The organism is Cytophagaceae bacterium ABcell3 (assembly GCA_030913385.1).
Taxonomy (GTDB): Bacteria; Bacteroidota; Bacteroidia; order Cytophagales; family Cytophagaceae; genus ABcell3.
This window is the reverse complement of the sequence record CP133159.1, coordinates 1078213-1091856: the sequence shown is the minus strand read 5'-3', so window position 1 is coordinate 1091856 and position 13644 is coordinate 1078213. Positions and strand designations below refer to the sequence as shown.

Sequence of the window (13644 nt, the reverse complement as noted above, 5' to 3'; positions counted from 1 at the left end):
AAATAAGAATACGATTACAGGGAAATTCAAATTTCTTTCTTCTCCAAAGAAGTTAGAATATCATCAATATACTCACGGTTATTTGCCAACCTTGGCACCTTGTTTTGTCCGCCAAGCTTGCCCCTTTTCTTCATCCAGTTATAGAAAGTACCTTCCGGCACATGATGGATAACTGGTGGCTGAAGCGCCATATCTTTATATCTTTTGGCTTCATAATCAGAATTCACCTCTTTAAGTGTCTCATCCAACACCTGAGAAAACATATCAGGACTATTAGGGCAAGTAGAAAATTCGACGATCCACTCATGCCTGCCTTGCCTTTTCTCTGCAAGCACTACAGGGCCTGCTGTAAAATTGCGTATAGTAGCCGAAGTCGCCGAACAAGCTTTGGCAATAGCTGTTTCTGCATTCTCAATAATCACCTCCTCGCCGAATGCATTGATAAAATGCTTTGTCCTACCACTAATCTTTATTCTAAAAGGCTTTAAAGAAGTAAACTTAACAGTATCGCCAATTTTATACCTCCACAAGCCCGCATTAGTAGAAATTACCATGGCGTAGTTTTTATCCAATTCTACCTCCTCTATGGTCAAGACATCTGGATCGTCAGAGTCAAGTTGGTCGAGTGGGATAAATTCGTAAAATATGCCATAGTCAAGCATTAGCAACATATCGTCACTTTTAAGCCTGTCTTGAATGCCAAAAAAGCCCTCAGACGCATTGTAAGTTTCAACGTAATGAATGCCTTCCGGAAAAAATTTATTAAAAATATCTCTATAAGGATGAAAAGCGACAGCACCATGGAAGAAGACCTCCATAGAAGGCCACACTTCATGCATATTGTCCTTACCTTTCAATTGTAGAATTTTTTCGAGTAGCACCATTGTCCAGGTAGGCACACCAGAAATATTTGTAACATCTTTCCCTGAAGTAATTTGAGCTATTTTCTGAATTTTTTCTTCCCACTCCTGCATCAATGCTACTTTAAGGCCAGGAGTGCGCACAGCTTGCGCCCACACAGGAAGGTTGGCCATTATGACTGCCGAGATATCTCCGAAATAAGTGTCCTTATATCCGAAGTTTTTATGCAAAGCCCCTCCCACAGCCAAGCTTTTTCCTCCAAACATTTGGGAAGAAGGATTATTGTTTAGGTAAATCGCACATAAGTCCTTACCTCCTTTATAGTGGCACTCTTCAAGAGATTCTTTAGAAACAGGTATAAATTTGCTTTTGGCATTAGTAGTACCTGAAGATTTGGCAAACCATTTGACAGGAGATGGCCAAAGAATATTTTGTTCCCCTTTCATCACACGCTCGATGTATGGGAACAAATCTTCATAAGACGAAACGGGAACCTTGTTCGAAAACTCTTTTACGGTAGCAATGTTCTTATAATCATATTTCTTGCCCCACTCGGTAGTGGCAGCTGTTTTTACAAGGTTTCTAAAAACATTGCGCTGTACTTCTATAGGATTTTCCAACAAGGATTCTATAGAAGATATTCTTTTTTTAAGCGTACTGGAGATTATGGAATTAAGAAGGCCCACTCAGATTTTTCGTTTCAGTTCAAAATGTTTTCCTAAATAAACTCTGCGCACTTGCTCGTCTGCAGCAAGCTCTTCGGCTGTTCCTGACTTCAAGATTTTACCTTCAAAAAGGAGGTAAGCCCTATCGGTAATCGACAGCGTCTCGTTCACATTGTGGTCAGTAATAAGGATTCCAATGTTTTTATTTTTTAGTTTGGCAACAATAGTTTGTATTTCCTCTACCGCAATAGGGTCAACCCCTGCAAATGGCTCATCCAGTAGTACAAACTTTGGGTCTGTGGCCAGTGCACGAGCAATTTCCGTCCGACGCCGCTCCCCTCCCGACAAGACCATACCCAAATTTTTCCGAACATGTGTAAGGCTAAATTCCTCTAAAAGCTCTTCGGTTTTCTCTTTCTGTTCTTGTCGGGACTTATTCGTCATTTCAAGTACAGCCATGATATTCTCTTCAACAGAAAGCTTACGAAAAACTGAAGCCTCTTGCGCCAAATAACCAACACCCTTTTTAGCCCTTTTATACATAGGCAAGTCCGTAATCTCCTGATTGTCCAAAAAAATCTTACCCTCATTAGGTCTGATAAGTCCAACAATCATGTAAAAAGAAGTAGTTTTTCCAGCACCATTAGGACCCAACAAACCCACAATTTCACCTTGTTGCACTTCTACGGAGACATTGTTTACAACAGTCCGAGATTTATATTTTTTAATTAAATGCTCTGCCCTTAATACCAGTCGCTTCATATACGCTTGATTTTTCGTTTCCAAATTTGATATCCTTGATCATAAGCTGCAATGACTTGCGACCATTATAGTTATTTTCACTAACACAATAACAGATATCAAACATCTCGCCATTTTTTATTCTTTCGTAAAACTCAGGCATTCCAAAGCCAATAGCATCAAAAACATCAGAATCTTCCTGCATGACCGACAGTTTTATATGCTGATCTTTTAAAAGCCTTGCGCCTCCACAATCTACAACATTTCGCGATATAAAAACAGGCTGCATATTGCCAGGCCCAAAAGGCCCCATTTGCCTAATTATATTGTAAAACTTTTCTGTAACTCTGTTTAGTCCTATTTCGAGATCAATATCTACCTGCGGAACCAGTTGTTCTTTAGTAATAGATTCAGAAACAACTTGTTCAAACTTTTCTCTGAAAGCAGCTATTTTATCAGGTTCTATAGTCATTCCCGCTGCATACATGTGCCCACCAAATTGAATAAGGAGGTCTGAACATTTCTCTAAGGCATCATATAAATCAAAACCTACAACAGACCGTGCAGAGCCTGCAGCCACTTCTCCAGATTTCGTAAATATAACAGTAGGCCGATAATACTTTTCTATACACCGAGAGGCCACAATACCAATTACCCCTTTGTGCCAGTCTTCTTTATACAAAACAGTTGAACAAGCACTGACAAACTGCTCATTACCTTCTATCATTTCAAGAGCCTGGCTGGTAATACTTGCATCTACATCTCTCCGGGTAGTGTTGTTCTTGTTAATATTGCGAGCAAAATCAGCCGCTTCTTCCTTACTGCTACACAACATAAGCTCTACCGCAGCCTTTGCGTGAGCAATCCTGCCCGCAGCATTGATTCTTGGTCCTATGCCAAAAACAACATCTGTTATATCTATTTCCCGCCTATCAAGACCTGCAACCTCTAACAATGCCTGCAATCCAGGGCGAGGACAAGTGTTTAACACCTGAAGACCAAAAAAAGCTAAAATCCTATTTTCGCCTGTTATCGGTACAATATCAGAAGCAATACTCACTGCTACCAAATCAAGGTAATTTTGCAGGTCTATATTTTCTTGTAGGCTCCCCTGAATACTAATAGCCTGCATCAGCTTAAATCCAACACCACACCCTGAGAGTTCTTTATAAGGGTATGGGCAATCGGAGCGCTTTGGGTCTAGCACGGCAACAGCCTCAGGCAATTGCTCACCTGGTTGATGGTGGTCACAGATAATAAAATCTATATTCTTTGTCGCGGCATATTTTACTAAATCGACGCTTTTGATTCCACAGTCTAGACTTACTACCAATGTTACCCCCTCGTCTGCGGCAAAGTCTATCCCTTTTTTTGAGATTCCATAACCTTCTTTGTACCGGTCAGGAATATAAAATAATGTGTGGGAGTGAATTCTACTAAAAAAATCGAAAAAAGTTGCAACGGCAGTGGTTCCATCAACATCATAGTCGCCAAAAACAAGCACTTTTTCTCCCTTAGCTATTGCTTGGCAGAGCCTATCTACGGCTTTATCCATATCCTTCATTAAAAAAGGATCATGCAATTCACTCATGGAAGGCCTAAAAAAAGCCCTAGCTTCTGAATAATTATATACCTCTCTTTGCACCAAAAGGGCCGCCAAGTCTGCATTAACATTGATTTCAGAAGAAAGCTTATTTAAGATTTCTGAACCTGGCCTTTTCCGTATTACCCACCGCTTTTCCATTACCCCAAAATAAATAAAAATCTATTGTAAGACAACAAGCAAAAAAGCCTTTCACGTAAGGAAAGGCTCTTTTTTATACTTCACGAAAAAACACATTAAAGATTACCTTCAAGTGCGTCTTTCATAGATATTCTGTTTCCATCTTTATAAGGAACAACCCATGCATCTTTGACGCCCATTTCACGAAGGTACTTCTTAAACCTATCGGCCTCCCAATAATCTTCAAAGTGTCCCAAGGTATACTTTCTTGTACCATCCTTATCAATGTCTCCACTAAAGTTTTTATGGTTGTCTAAGTACTTGCTTAGGTTTTTATTTTTGAATGCACCGATCTGAACCTTATATATCAAACCCTCAATAACCGGTACATTACTACCTGATGGGTTGCTAACAGTCTTAGAAGGTGCTGAACCGGCACTATAGTCTTCCAGTTCTTTTTTCAAGCGGGCGAGCTCTGCATCTTGAGACTTATTTTCAGACTCCAGCTTACGAACCTTGCTTTCCAACTCTTCGTTTTTTTCCACCAGTTCCCTAAGCTCGTTAGGTTTCATAGATTTCAGCTTTTTAGCCCACTCTTTATCATCCAAACTTTGGGCAGAAATATTTCCTGCAAGAAACAACAGCAAAAAGAAGCCGGAAAAGAATATCTTTTTCATATTAATAAAATTAAAATACCAATATAGTCATTTTCAGAAACTAAAATAAAATTATTTAGGGCCTGCTGAAAAAGTCACAAGTGTGCAAGATACGCATGGCCTTACATGAAGACGTATTGGAATACTTCGAATGTAAGGTCATAAAGTAGATTGTGCGCTTGTGGCTAGCCCAAAAAAATATTGGGCTAAAAGCTTCTTAACTTACTGTGCACGGAAAAATCAGAAATAACCGAAAAACCCATGCACCTATACCTCCTATTATTATACAAATATATACAGATCAATATTTTGGGCGTTTTTCAGCGCGCCCTATTTAGACTTCTGAAGGCTACCAATCATATTCATCGGATTTACCCATTCGGTAAACTGCTCATCGGTCAACAACCCTAGCTCCACAGCAGCCTCTCTCAATGTAGTACCTTCCTTATGTGCTTTCTTAGCAATTTTAGCTGCATTTTCATAGCCAATATGAGGGTTAAGTGCCGTTACCAACATCAAAGAATTTTCAAGGTTCTTTTTAATTTCCCCATGGTTTGGCTCTATACCTACAGCGCAGTTATTGTTAAAGGACTCACAAGCATCACCAATTAAACGAGCAGACATCAGCACATTATATATCATGACCGGTTTAAAAACATTAAGCTCAAAATGACCGTTCATTCCACCTACACTTACCGCCACGTCATTTCCTATCACTTGCGCACACGCCATAGTTAATGCTTCACACTGGGTTGGGTTTACTTTTCCAGGCATAATAGACGAACCAGGCTCATTTTCAGGAATAAGAATTTCGCCAATACCACAACGAGGACCAGAAGCCAGCATTCTGATGTCATTGCCTATTTTCATCAAACTTACAGCCAATTGCTTTAACGCACCTGATACAGAAACTATTGCATCGTGTGCAGCAAGCGCTTCAAATTTATTTTCAGCAGACTTGAACGGGTGTCCAGAAAATTCAGCTATTTTCTCAGCGACCATTTCTGCATAACCTTCAGGCGTATTAAGCCCTGTACCAACAGCCGTTCCTCCTAGCGCTAGCTCAGAAAGGTGGTCAAAAGTATATTTTAATGCTTTAAGGCCGTGGTCTAGCTGAGATACATAACCAGAAAACTCATGTCCTAATGTAAGCGGGGTAGCATCCATAAAATGCGTACGACCAATTTTTACAACTTCTTGAAATTTTTCCGCTTTCTCAGCTAAGGTATTTCTTAACAGCTCAACTTTTGGTATAGTTTGCTCTACAATAAAAGTATAGGCAGCTATGTGCATAGCTGTCGGAAAAGTATCATTTGAAGATTGTGATTTATTCACATCATCATTCGGGTGAACTTTTTTCTTCTCATCTTCCAGGCTTCCTCCCAAAATAACATGGGCTCTGTTAGCTACTACTTCGTTAACATTCATGTTGGATTGCGTACCAGAACCTGTCTGCCAAACAACCAAGGGAAATTGATCATCCAACTTACCCTCTAATATCTCATCACATACCTGGCTTATCACATCTTTTCTGTCAGCGGGCATCACACCAAGGGCTGAGTTGGTATGCGCTGCAGCTTTTTTTAATATTGCAAAAGCACGAATAACTTCGATTGGCATTACCTGCCCCCCAATGGTAAAGTTTTGTCTTGACCTCTGAGTTTGCGCTCCCCAGTATTTGTCTGCCGGAACCTGCACCGACCCCATAGTATCCTTCTCTGTTCTGAATGACATAACTTTTTTAGGTTTATAGGTAAAAATACTTATCTGCACTAAAATTAAACCCTAATTTTATAAAACAAAAAAGACAGCTAAAAAACTGTCTCTTTTATGATATAAATCAACTAAAACCTAGGTTTCTTGAGTCCATCAGGAATTCGATCCTTAACCTTGTCCCGCAACCGTTCCTCTTCCGCTTTCCTTCGCTCTTCGGCCTCTTTCCTAAGCCTTTCCTCCTCGGCTTTTTTCCTATCAGCAGCTTCTTGCCTCAGTCTTTCCCTCTCCGCATCTAAACGCTCCTTTTCTTCTTTTAACCGCTGTGCTTCACGGCTATTGTCTATTTGTTCCCTCACTCTTCTTTCTGCTTCTTTCTTCACATTATCTTTCACTTGCTCTTTAACACTACTACTAAGCAAGTTCACTTTAGGATCTGAAAAATCACCACTAATTCCTAAGTCTAATTTAATATCCTGCGAACCATCCGTAGCCTTTCCAGTAATTTTTGACATCGCATTATTTACCGCAGCACCTACATTACCAGCAGGAATATCCATTTTGACCATATAGTCAAGAGCGCCATCCAAAGACTGTTTACCACCAATATTCATTTTTATCTTTCCGGCATTCAGGTCAAAAGGGTTGACCTCCAAATTTCCATCTACTATTTTAAAACTTAGCGATACATCTTTTAAAACTAGCGGATCAAGCCCTTCTACCTTTGTAAGCTTAGCAATACCACCCATAACTTTATTCCCTTTCAGACTGGCATCCACAATTTTCATGGATCCTGATCCATTTACAGTTTCCATTACCGGGCTCATATCATTGCCCAGCACACCAGCCATTTTAAGATTAGTGGAAAACGCACCATCCATATTTTCTGCTACAGGAGCTAATGCTTGCATGGTATTAAATGTCTGATACGCTTCTTTAATATGAACACCTTTTAACTCCATATCCATGTCAAACTTCGGGGCCTGCAAATCTTGGGTATTATAAACTCCATTAGCGAGAAATGATCCACCCAGGCTATTAAACCTAAGCTTATCCATTTTCATTATACCATCACGGACTACTATGTTCCCGCCTAGGTCAGCCAACACCATATTATCATATAGCACTTCATGAATAGAGGTATTCAGAACAAAGTCTATGTTTTTAGGCACTTCAAATGGTGCCTCATCACCAGCTTTAGTGTCGGCACCTTCCTCTGAACCGCCTTCTCCTTCTTCAGATAGCCATTCATTCGTATCAAACTTATTAGACTTAAAAACCATATTACCTTTCAGCACCTGATCAGAAAACATATACCCCATATAGTTCGCAAAGAACCCGCTAACATCTATATCACTCTCCCCCACATAGCCTTGCATTTCCGCTATTTCCATTTTCTCAGGGGTTAGCTTGAACACGGCATTGGACAGTTTCACACCTTGAGGTAACGCAACACTGCTATAAACCAAGTTTTCTACCTGCATCTCACCCCGAGTAGAGGTCTGCTCGTATTTACCGGCTTCAATAGAAGCCATATTGCCTTTTGTATGGATATTAGCTTTGACCCTACCTGCTAATGACATATCTTTCAAAGGATATAAATCAGTCAGCTTTTTCAGGTCCAAAATTCCCTTAAAAGCCACATCGTAATCCGGGTTCTCTAAATTCCTGACCAATGCTTTCGCCTCAAAAGGTTCATTTTGAAAAAGCATGTTAAAACGCTCAAGGTTAAATACAGTAGAAGCCAAAGACCCGTCCTTATTTGAAAGGCTAGCACTCATATTAAGCGCCTCTAATGGCGCAGGCACATCAGCATTTTTCACATATCCATCTTTTAGCTCCATATATGCGTCAACCACAGGCCATTGTGTTTCACTATAGGTTCCTTTTGCTTTTACATTCATTTCAAAAAGCCCTTTCAGATCAGTCCCATCCAAAGGGTATAGTTGCGTTATTTCTGAAAGGTCAACATTGGCAGAGATATCCGCATCTATATTATAAGGACCAAAACCATCCACTAAAAGCCGACCCTCGACAGGGTTGCCTCCTAAATTCATCTGAAGCTTGCGGATATCAAGGACAGTATGGTTGATAATGCCATCTTTATTCTCAACATGCATATCTAAATTGATATTAGAAACAGCAGTAGGTAAATCTGGATACTTAACCATTGCTTCATCTACTTTTAATAAAAGGCCAAAAGCAGGCATAATACTGTCATTGTATACTCCTTTTGCATATCCATCAAAAGCAAAAGTACCTTGAGCTTCCAAACCTTCATAATCTTTAAGATAAGCCGCTGGTATCATAGAGATCAAGTCCTTAAAATCAGTTTCTGCGGCATTAAAAACAATGTCCATTTGAACATCATCCCCAAGCATGGATATCATTCCGTCAAAACCAAATTTAAAGTTATTAATAGCGAACTGGTTATCTAGGAAACGGTACTCAGAGGTCAGCATGTTCATATGAAGAGCCACGTCTGCCGAAACAGCATACTCATCCATGACGGTAGTCCCATCATATTCCACCTTAACGCGAGGAATAAAAGTAGAGGTAGTAAGATCAAAAATATCTTGTGTAAAATCACCACTACCTGTATGGTTCATTCCCCTTAGTTCAGCAAATACCGGCATAGCGGCATCTTCATAAACAATGTGGGCATTCTTTATCTCCCATTTATCTATACCAAAAGAAAACTCTGAAGCTTCACCTTCACTTTCACCTTCCTCTTCTACTTGTGTTTCATCCCTGATCATAATATCCCAGCTGGACTTTCCATCTTCAGTAAACTTGGTTAATATATAAGGATTGTCTAAAGATACTTTTACTATCCGAATCTGATTGCCTCGGAAAAAAGATAGTACATCCGCAGTAAATCTCATAGAGCCCACACTAAACAAAGTGTCACCGTTAAAAGCCTCAGCCTTTCCAACCAAAGAAAAGTCATTAATACCAATAGATAAGTTTGGAAAGTTACGGATCAGAGACAAGTGAAAGTTTTTTGTTTCAAAATTCACTTCGGCATTGATGGTCTTTGCCAACTCTGCGTCCACTTTAGCTTTGATCTGATCTTTAAAAAAAACTGGTATCAGAAGCAGTACCAACAGGAAGAGCAGTATAGCACCTCCTAGAATTTTCAACCCTTTTTTCATTAAATGTAACCGTTAAAATCTGTTTGGAATAAAGGTAGTAATGTAAACCTGATGCTTAAACGCACAAGTGAAATAGAGGTTCATCCTCATTACCTTAAAACCCGTTTGAAGGTATACTGTTATAACAAAAAGAAGTAAGGAAAAGTCCTAGTTGCTATTAAGATATGGAAGAGTTCACTTGGCGATTGCCCTTAAAAAAACCTTCTATGGCTTCACTGATTTTCACAGTCTCTATAAGGAAGCCATCATGCCCATAAAGAGATTCAATCTCGCTATATTGAGCACCAGGAATATGGTCAGCCAAAAGTATTTGCTCCGAAACAGGAAAGAGCACATCGGTCTTAATGCCAATAGCCAATGTTTTTGATTTAATTTTTGAAAGCGCTTGGGCAACGCCTCCCCTTCCTCTACCCACATTGTGGCAGTCCATAGCTTTAGACAAGTGCCAATAAGAATGGCAGCTAAAACGCTTTACAAGCTTTTCACCTTGGTAGTTTTGGTAAGAAATAGCTCTAAAGTCATCAAGTTTGTCGTCAGAGTCTTCAGACTGGGAGTGTTTATAGGTGTTATAGTTTCTGTAAGAAAGCAAAGCGATAGCCCTTGCCGCTTTTAAGCCTTCTATCCCAGCAAAAGGAGACTTATCTGTCCAGGTATTATCAGCCTTAATAGCCATACGTTGGGCTTCATTAAAAGCTATACCCCATGGAGAATGCACTGCATTAGTAGCAAGAAGAATGAGGTTTTCGATCAGACCAGGATTGATAATGGCCCATTCTACAGCCTGCTGCCCTCCCAAGGAACCACCTATGCATGTATATATCTTGTCAATTCCTAAATGGGTGCGAAGTATTTCATGCACGCCCACCATATCACGAATAGTAATTTCAGGAAAATCCAAGTACCAAGGTTCACCAGTATCACTATTAATTTCCAAAGGCCCGGTAGTACCATAACAAGAACCTAAAATATTGGCACAAATAATGAAATACTTGTCAGGGTCAAAGAGTTTACCTTTTCCCACTAATCCTTCCCACCAAACACAAGCTTCAGAGTTTGCAGTAAGTGCATGGCAGATCCATATTACCTTACTCTCTTGAGGTTTGAAGTTTCCAAAAGTAGTGTAGGCGATTTTAATACCATTGATTTGACCGCCCTTCTCAAGCTGAAATGTACCGTTATATTTAAATTCCTTATTCTCCACTGCGTAAAAACCCTTTTGATTAATGAAAGTAAAAATTTGCTGATGCTTTATTGCGTGCAACAACAACAAAGTTTCAGTGAAGTAAGAAAATTGCAGGAGTAGCCTGAGCAGGTAAAATTGAAAAAGGACACAAAAGTTTCGAAAATCTTCATATATGCAATTAATTTATATGTCCCGTTTTATTCCACGGGATAGGAGTTAGCACCTTATCTGCTCCGGGCTGATAGGTTGCTAGAGGTTCACGGAGCCTATTCTCTCCCCTCTTCTTTATAAATCAATTACATTAAATACGTAATTGACCCGGATTGCAAAATTACATTTATATGCGAAAAAACAAAAAGCATCTATGGTAATTGTTTTTATCGGCAACATGAAATTTGTGCTACTTAATGATTTTTAAGGGTTAACACAGCAATTAAATCAAATACCTAGACTGTGAAAACAAAAAAAGCTGCGAATATCGCAGCTTTCTAAGTACCAGGAGCGGGACTTGAACCCGCACGTCCTAATGGACACAAGATTTTAAGTCTTGCGTGTCTACCAATTCCACCATCCCGGCATTTACTCTTTCTTCCGTACATTCGGAACTAAACAAGAAAACGCAGCATTTAGCCACGTTTCTTTACTTGAGCGGGAAACGGGATTCGAACCCGCGGCCTCGACCTTGGCAAGGTCGCGCTCTACCAGCTGAGCTATTCCCGCATGCCTTTCGTTTTGATGACACAAAGGTACAAAAGACTTTTAAAAAGGCAACATATCAACCCTTCTTTTTTTTAAAAAATTTCTATTAAAAAGATATACAAGCATTTATTATATGACCACTATTGTACAACCACCTTTTCAACCATAATGCCTGATTCATTCTTTGCTTTTAATAAATAAATACCGCCATGCAACCTAGGCAAAGATAACTGTACATGTACATTAACTCTGTCTTTATTTACGGTACTATAAACTTCCCTTCCATTTAAATCAGTTAATGTTATATGCGTATCAGACATTGAACGGAAAACCGCTGTCCTTGGAGGGGATTATTATAGACCTTTAGGTCATCCTGATGAAAATGGACCAAATTCTATTCTTTTATAAAAAGCAAACACAGTTTTGCCCTAAAACCGGAATATTGTATAAATTTGCATCCTTAGTCATTTTTTAACCATTAACAGCGCATACTGATGAGAAAAAAAATAGTAGCAGGAAACTGGAAAATGAACAAAAGCCTAGAGGAAGGCTTAAAACTTACCTCTGAACTGGTAAACATGGTCAATGATGAAGTAAAAAATGATGCACATATAGTAATATGTACTCCTTTTTTACATTTGGCGCCAGTTGGAAAGCTTCTTAATGACAAAGTTGCTTTAGGCGCACAAAACTGCCATAGCAAAGAGTCTGGTGCTTATACCGGTGAAATATCAGCTCCAATGCTTGCATCTGCTGGTGTAAAATATGTAATTCTGGGCCATAGTGAAAGAAGAGAGTATTTTAAAGAAACCAACCAAGAGCTTGCTGACAAAGTAAATATAGCTTTACAAAATGGCCTTACCCCTATATTTTGCTGTGGAGAATCTTTAGAGCAAAGAGAAAACGAAGATTATGTAGCCATTGTAAACAAACAACTTACTGAGAGCCTTTTCCACCTTTCTCCTGAAGATTTCAAGAAAGTTGTGATCGCTTATGAACCTATTTGGGCCATAGGTACAGGTGTAACAGCAAGTACAGAACAAGCTCAGGAAATGCACGCAGAAATACGCAAGCACCTAAAAGGCAAGTATGGTTCAATAGCCGAAGAAACAAGTCTGCTTTATGGCGGAAGCTGTAAACCAAGCAACGCTAAAGAGCTTTTTGCTTGCCCTGACGTAGACGGTGGCCTAATAGGTGGTGCTTCTTTAAAATCAAGAGACTTTGTAGATGTCATAAAGTCATTCTAAAACATCCCCACTAATTTCCGGCTGTGAGCAGAATCCCCTCCAAAACTAAATTAAAAAGACTCACAGCCGGAAAATTTCTTCTTGAAAATTTCCATAATAATAATATTTCTGTTATATTTTGAAAATTTGCTATTTTTAAAATACAGAAAATCTGTAGACACATTGGAATATTTAGAAGTCAAAATAAAACTATCTCCTGAAATAGTTGAAATAATCATTGCCGAATTACAGGAAATCGGCTTTGACTCCTTTGCTGAGCAGGAAAATGGGCTCGATGCATATATAGAGGAAGGTATATTTTCCGAGGACATTCTGCGAGAAACGCTTAAGAAATACAATTGCGAACAAAACCTCGTTATCGGTAAGCTCGAAAACAAAAACTGGAACGAGGAGTGGGAGAAAAATTTTGACCCTGTTATTATTAGCGACCAATGTATCATCAAAGCACCTTTTCATCAAACAGAAGAGAACTATAAATATAGTATCCTACTGAACCCAAGAATGGCCTTTGGCACAGGCCACCATGAAACCACATCAATGATGCTCCAGCATCAAATGAACATGGAACATAAAGGCAAGCAAGTGCTGGATGCTGGTTCGGGAACAGGCATTCTTGCCATAATGGCATGTCTACGAGGTGCAAAAGAAACAACAGCTTTCGACATTGACGAATGGGCCTATGACAATATTTTCGAAAACCTGAGGATAAACAATTGCACAGAAAATGTAAGAGTATATCAAGGCGACGTTAATATAAACCAAATACATGATAGAGCGTATGATATCATTCTTGCTAACATAAATACCAATATCCTCTTACAGGATATGTCTGCTTACCATAAGCTTTTGGCTAAAGATGGCCATCTGGTAATGAGCGGGTTCCTAGAAGAGGACCTAGAAAAAATAGAAAATAAGGCCATTGCTTTAGGATTAAAAAAAATCAGCTATACTTCAAACAACAACTGGGGTTCTGTGGTATATCACAACCAATAAAAAATTAC

At 39.3% G+C, this 13644-nt stretch carries 10 protein-coding genes, 2 tRNA genes and 1 riboswitch; of the genes, 2 read left to right on the top strand and 10 right to left on the bottom strand.

What is annotated here, in order from left to right:
- Positions 1-26: 26 nt before the first annotated feature.
- The 10 genes from RCC89_04640 to RCC89_04595 form a co-directional block, all read right to left on the bottom strand.
- On the bottom strand, positions 27-1547 hold the full coding sequence (locus RCC89_04640; protein WMJ72450.1) for a GH3 auxin-responsive promoter family protein: 1521 nt from the start codon (positions 1545-1547) through the stop codon (positions 27-29).
- Positions 1548-2279, bottom strand: coding sequence for an LPS export ABC transporter ATP-binding protein (gene lptB, locus RCC89_04635; GenBank protein WMJ75640.1), 732 nt, complete (start codon positions 2277-2279; stop codon positions 1548-1550). It lies immediately after the preceding gene.
- The gene (gene recJ, locus RCC89_04630; protein ID WMJ72449.1) at positions 2251-4011 is read right to left on the bottom strand and encodes a single-stranded-DNA-specific exonuclease RecJ; all 1761 of its coding nucleotides are present in this window, start codon (positions 4009-4011) and stop codon (positions 2251-2253) included. The genes lptB and recJ overlap by 29 nt, the downstream gene beginning before the upstream one ends.
- 95 nt (positions 4012-4106) lie before the next feature.
- Positions 4107-4667: an Ezrin/radixin/moesin family protein gene (locus RCC89_04625; GenBank protein ID WMJ72448.1), complete on the bottom strand. Its 561-nt coding sequence runs from the start codon at positions 4665-4667 to the stop codon at positions 4107-4109.
- Positions 4668-4976: 309 nt separating this feature from the next.
- Positions 4977-6380, bottom strand: coding sequence for a class II fumarate hydratase (fumC, locus tag RCC89_04620; GenBank protein ID WMJ72447.1), 1404 nt, complete (start codon positions 6378-6380; stop codon positions 4977-4979).
- A 110-nt stretch (positions 6381-6490) separates the two neighbouring features.
- On the bottom strand, positions 6491-9514 hold the full coding sequence (locus tag RCC89_04615; protein WMJ72446.1) for an AsmA-like C-terminal region-containing protein: 3024 nt from the start codon (positions 9512-9514) through the stop codon (positions 6491-6493).
- A gap of 157 nt (positions 9515-9671) precedes the next feature.
- Complete coding sequence (gene metX / locus RCC89_04610) at positions 9672-10715, bottom strand: homoserine O-acetyltransferase (GenBank protein ID WMJ72445.1); 1044 nt, start codon at positions 10713-10715, stop codon at positions 9672-9674.
- A gap of 162 nt (positions 10716-10877) precedes the next feature.
- Positions 10878-10991: riboswitch (SAM riboswitch) on the bottom strand.
- A gap of 199 nt (positions 10992-11190) precedes the next feature.
- Positions 11191-11274 (bottom strand) — tRNA-Leu (locus tag RCC89_04605).
- A gap of 70 nt (positions 11275-11344) precedes the next feature.
- A tRNA-Gly gene (locus tag RCC89_04600) sits at positions 11345-11417 on the bottom strand.
- A gap of 119 nt (positions 11418-11536) precedes the next feature.
- Entirely contained in the window at positions 11537-11716 is a 180-nt protein-coding gene (locus RCC89_04595) for a T9SS type A sorting domain-containing protein (GenBank protein ID WMJ72444.1), read from the bottom strand.
- Between the two features lie 174 nt (positions 11717-11890).
- Between RCC89_04595 and tpiA the strand changes: the two genes are divergently transcribed.
- Both tpiA and prmA read left to right on the top strand, forming a co-directional pair.
- Positions 11891-12643, top strand: a complete 753-nt coding sequence (tpiA, locus tag RCC89_04590) for a triose-phosphate isomerase (protein ID WMJ72443.1) — start codon at positions 11891-11893, stop codon at positions 12641-12643.
- A 126-nt stretch (positions 12644-12769) separates the two neighbouring features.
- Complete coding sequence (gene prmA / locus RCC89_04585; protein ID WMJ72442.1) at positions 12770-13636, top strand: 50S ribosomal protein L11 methyltransferase; 867 nt, start codon at positions 12770-12772, stop codon at positions 13634-13636.
- Positions 13637-13644: the final 8 nt, after the last annotated feature.